3 protein-coding genes and 1 pseudogene are annotated in these 5350 nt (G+C 43.9%); 1 reads left to right on the top strand and 3 read right to left on the bottom strand.

Features of this window, described 5'->3' with window-relative positions:
- Positions 1-125 precede the first annotated feature (125 nt).
- The 3 genes from thrC to fmt all read right to left on the bottom strand — a co-directional run bounded on the left by thrC (position 126) and on the right by fmt (position 4389).
- Entirely contained in the window at positions 126-1547 is a 1422-nt protein-coding gene (gene thrC / locus L0J61_RS08955) for a threonine synthase (protein WP_301466103.1), read from the bottom strand.
- A 45-nt stretch (positions 1548-1592) separates the two neighbouring features.
- Positions 1593-3152 carry a transcription antitermination factor NusB gene (locus tag L0J61_RS08960; protein WP_301466104.1) on the bottom strand — a complete coding sequence of 520 codons (1560 nt, stop codon included), beginning with the start codon at positions 3150-3152 and terminating at the stop codon, positions 1593-1595.
- A 154-nt stretch (positions 3153-3306) separates the two neighbouring features.
- A complete protein-coding gene (fmt, locus tag L0J61_RS08965; protein ID WP_301466105.1) occupies positions 3307-4389 on the bottom strand; it encodes a methionyl-tRNA formyltransferase in 1083 nt (360 codons plus the stop codon).
- Between the two features lie 539 nt (positions 4390-4928).
- On the opposite strand from fmt, the pseudogene L0J61_RS08970 reads away from it, so the two are divergent.
- A pseudogene (locus L0J61_RS08970) lies at positions 4929-5350 on the top strand (hypothetical protein); the annotation flags it as partial.

A 5350-nucleotide genomic window follows, 5' to 3' on the forward strand; every position in this document is an offset into this window, starting at 1 on the left:
AGCCTTTTTTTAGGGGTTGTTTTTTATTAAACCGTTACTTTATAGAGATTTTGATTTCAAACACCAAGCTCTGTGAGGTTTATCGAGCTTGGTACTTCCAACCATGTTACTTGGTTTAATATTACTTATGCTGGATTTGCTGTTACATACTGACGGATTTGATCAGCAACAAGCTCGGCTTGATTGTCTAGCACGACGACATGCTGTGGCAAGCTTTCTAATCCCTCTGTATGCTCAGGGCGTGCAATATCGATCTGACCCACTGCCTCAACGATGGTATCTGCAAACTTAACAGGTAAGGCAGTTTCCGCACAAACAATCACTTCACCTGCTCTCTGTAACTCTTTGGCGACTTTGATTCCATCAGCCGTATGTGGATCGACCAGTTCACTGTGCTGCTCGTAAATCGCTTTGATGGTTTGTAAACGGTCACTATGGGTAGATTTACCTGCTGCAAAACCATAACGATTATTCACTGCTTCCATCAGATCTGACAAGTCAAAACCACGACCAGATTTCACGCCATCAAATAGCTCATGAACCCGAGTGCTATCTTTTTCGAGCAATAAATAAACAAAACGCTCAAAGTTGGACGCTTTAGAGATGTCCATCGATGGGCTTGACGTCACGTAGGTTTTTTCAGTTGGCCGAGGTTGATAAGCCCCTTGATTAAAGAAGTCATTGAGCACGTCGTTTTCGTTGGTAGCAACGATTAATCGATCAATCGGCAGACCCATCTCACGAGCAATATGACCAGCGCAAATGTTACCAAAGTTACCTGACGGCACGCTGAAGCTGATTTTTTCATCGTTACTTGACGTCACAGCGAAGTAGGCTTTAAAGTAATAAACGATCTGTGCCAGTATGCGACCCCAGTTGATAGAGTTGACCGTACCTAAGTCATAGGCTGCTTTAAACTCAGCGTCTTGTTGTAGTGCTTTGACGATGTCTTGGCAGTCATCAAACATACCTTCGATAGCGATATTATGAATATTATCATCAGTCAAGCTATACATCTGCGCACGTTGAAACTCACTCATTTTGCCATGCGGTGACAGCATAAAGACTTCGATGTTTTCTTTACCACGCAGCGCATACTCTGCCGCACTACCCGTGTCACCACTGGTCGCTCCAATGATGGTGATGCGTGCTTCTTTTCTTTTTAGCACATACTCAAAAGCATTGCCCAGAAACTGCATGGCAACGTCTTTAAATGCCAACGTTGGGCCATTTGATAATCCTAAAATATATAAACTATCTTCAAGTTTGCGGACAGGGACAATCTCTTCGCTACCAAAAACCTCAGCGGTATAAGTACGCTCAATAATGTCTTGCAAATCAGCCGTAGGAATATCCGTCGCAAAACGCTGCATAATCGCCATCGCTAGCTGCGGATAGCTAAGCGTACGCCATTCATCAAGCGTTGCGCTATTGATGTTTGGATAATGCTCAGGCAGCATCAAACCGCCATCTGGGGCAAGACCCATTAAGAGTACATCACTAAAATCCATCGGCGCTGTCTGACCACGGGTACTGATATATTTCATTAGATTGTCCTGTCTACAATGATGTTATTCAATATTTAAAACGCTTTATTCAGCAGTTTTGTGTAATAGTGCATAATAAAAACCATCTCCACCTTCACTGTCGATTGGCAAACACTGACGACCAACCTCTTGCTCAATGCCCCAACTACAGTCCTCAGTAAGCTCAATCGCTACCGCATTATCATGATGACTGATAAAGCCCTGCATTTGCTCGACATTTTCTTGCTTTAAGATAGAGCATGTCACATAAAGCAAATAACCACCAACCTTTAACTGTGGCCACAGGTTATGCAAAATATCTGCTTGTAGCAAGACAGTCTGTTCGATGTCTTCTTCGGTACGTAAGATACTGATATCGGGGTGGCGGCGAATCACGCCAGTGGCAGTACAAGGTGAATCAAGTAATATCGCATCAAAGACTGGCTGATTTTTGGCAGACTTTTTGCGATCTCCTTGCCATCTGGTTGCATCGGCACAAACAACATTAAGCGCAATATTCTTCTCTGCTTGCTTCAACTCGTGCTGACTTAAATTCAAGCGCTGTAAATTATCATGAACACGTTCGATACGCGGTGCTTCGTTATCGATAGCCGTAATTTTTATATCAGAAGCTGTAGATGATTCTGATGTGTCTTGTTTCACGTGAAACGAGTCTGAATTTATCAGCTCTAACCAATGCGCTAACTTACCACCAGGTGCAGCACAAGCATCTAAAAGATGCAGTTCGTTATCAGTATTATCGCTGTCAGTATTGATCGCTTCAGTGCCAAGCTTAGCCATCAATGCTTTATTAATGATTGGTGCAGCTAACTGGGCATGCATGTCTTGTACGCTAGCAACACCTTCAGAAAAATGTGGCAAAGCGTTGACGGCAGTGCTTTGATGTAGCCTAAGACCTTTGGTCAATAGCGTCGTAGACGTGGTAGTCTCTGACAAACCCGCTAGGGCAAAACCACTCGTTAGCTCAACGATGTCTGCATCAATTTCTGCACCATACAGTGCATTCTGATAATCTTCTACCGACGTAACCGCTGAGTTTACTCGTAAAAACATCGGTGCTGGTTGGCGAAGACCTTGCGTGAGACTGGCGTACTGCTCACTCCAGTCTTGCTTCAGCTGGTAAGCAAGCCAATTAGGCAGGCTGTGATTTTTATTGCATTTTTTGCGAAACTTATTGGGGTTTTTTGCTACTTTACGCAAGATAGCATTTACCAAACCAGTCGAATGAGCAAAGCCAATTTCTTTTGCTGTTTCAACGGTTTCATGGATGGCTGCATGATCAGCCACTTCTAGATACAGCAACTGCACGAGACCGACTTGAAGCGTGGTACGAACCTCAATCTCATCAATTGGGTTATCAGCCAAACTATCGAGCAGGCGTGATAGCGCGTGCCACTGGCGTAATGTCGTCAGCAGCAACGCATGAGCAAAGCCTTTATCGCCATCATGCAGACTGTTTAATAATGGATCAAGGACGCTTGAGAGCGACTGACCGTTTTGGATAGCCAGCAAGGTGCGTATAACGCGTACGCGCACGCTACCACTCATGATGAGATTGCTTGAAGGTTTGTGTTTGTTGTTAGACACAGTACTGTTTTGTCTCATTAAATTGCATTTCCTTGACGCATGATCGATAGCGCCTTTTTAGGGGTTTGTGTGTTATTGATTGACTTATTAGTAGCTCGGCGCCTTAGGATAGAAAGACGCCTTAGATAAAATCAAGATATTTCAGTTACATTACTTAGGAATCACATGGGCATTATTTTGGCATCGGCGTAAACTGGTCACCATCGTTGAGCTGACTGCTCTGACAAATTTGTTCGGCGGTTTTCGGCTTCGCACCTGCAAACTGCAGGTCAGTAATAGCCAAGGTACCCGCTGAACGTTCAGAGTCTCCCCTTTGACCCTCTTCTTTACCACAAGCAACTAAGACTGCTTTGCGTCCGACACTGATGACAGTACCCGCAGGCTCATTGGTTTTTTGTGACTCGTTTACAGGTAAGCTAGCCAGTATTTTTACCCGCTGTCCCGCCAAAAAAGTATAAGCGCCTGGCCAAGGCGTCAACCCTCGAATTTCGCGTTCAATAGCGGCGGCAGACTGCGACCAGTCAATCTCACCTTCTGATTTAACAAGCTTTTCAGCATAGTTAGCCTGACTCTCATCTTGAACCACAGCCTGTGCTTGATAATGCGGCAAATCTTGTAACACAGTGCCGATAGCCGATGCACCAAGCACCGCCATCTTATCGTGGAGACTGGCAGCCGTATCATCAGACTCAATCCGAGCGCTGACTTTATACAGCATATCACCAGTATCCAAGCCTTTATCCATCTGCATAATGGTGATGCCTGTTTCATCATCGCCGGCCAACAGCGCGCGATGAATCGGAGCAGCGCCGCGCCATCGTGGTAGTAATGACCCATGAATGTTTAAGCAACCATGAATAGGCGTATTTAATACACCAATAGGTAAAATCAATCCGTAAGCGGCGACAATCATCACATCTGGCTGATAGCTGCGAAGAGTTTGCCGCGCTGCCATACCTTCAGTGCTAGATTTTTTAAAGGTAACGGGTTGTTCAACGACAATATCATTAGCCAATGCCACTTGTTTCACAGCAGAAGCAGACAGTTTTTGCCCACGACCGGCTTTACGGTCAGGTTGCGTATAGACAGCCACGACATCTATGTTTAAAGCGTCTTGCTGCTTAATTAATGACTCAAGACTAATAGCAGCAAACTCAGGTGTGCCTGCAAACACAACTCTTAGCCTGTTAGTAGAGGAAGTGTCATGAGGCGTAGAAGACGCAGGTAAATCAGAATCGGGAGCAATTGTAGTCATAATCATGCATTATATAAGGCTGAGTTGCTCATTATAGGTGAGTTTAAGGCATTGTGCCATGACTGTGACAGTAGCGGATGAACGCTGCAACCATTGGCACCAGCTATTAGGCATATCGTCGTAGCGCTAATAAATAAGGCAGATAAAGACCACTGACGATAAATGAACGACCTTGAGCTGACCTATCTTTAAAAGCCAGATGCTCTGTAATAACTTGCATGCCCTCACTGTAAAAAATAGTGAAAAAAAAGAGATAGACAGCCGGCCAAAGAAAAGACCGGCTATCAGATGCTGTTGACTGCAAGCTTCATAACAATGTTTGACAAAACCTATAACAATGTTTGACAAAATTTAGCCACTTTTAGTCCACTAAATGGTTAAATATGCCAACTGATAACATGCACTAAATAGTGCCTGAGTATTGCCCTCAATTTTTGTCTTACCTAGAGTGCAATTTTGCTAAACTAACAGTAGTTATTTCATCCAACTCATTGCCATTACATTTATCGTGCCGAGATCCGATATAGGACCACGCTTTCATGCAACAGTTTCAGTCCTTACAGCGTTTACTATTTTTTTATGCACTGACATTGTTGGTGACATTGATACTATATTATTTTACGCTATTTCACGACATGAAAAGTGATAATGAACAAGACAGTATACATACCTTTCGTGCTCTGCAATACGAAATCACTAAACATAAGCAAGGTCCCGAACCATTCGAAACTAAAATAGAGGAGGTCTTAGAACATCCTTCACTTACTGGGGTCAGTTATCAGCTAATTGTTATGATGCCGTCTGGACAGACTTACATTCATCGCCATACCCGTCCCAATGAACCTTCTTTTTCCACTGTTACCTTCCCAACTGTTAGAGCTTCTTCTGACAGCAGCAGTATCTACATGACCCCTGCCGTCAAATCCGTACACATAAACTTGGGAGATTTTAATTACGCAGC

The organism is Psychrobacter sp. (assembly GCF_030457785.1).
Taxonomy (GTDB): domain Bacteria; phylum Pseudomonadota; class Gammaproteobacteria; order Pseudomonadales; family Moraxellaceae; genus Psychrobacter.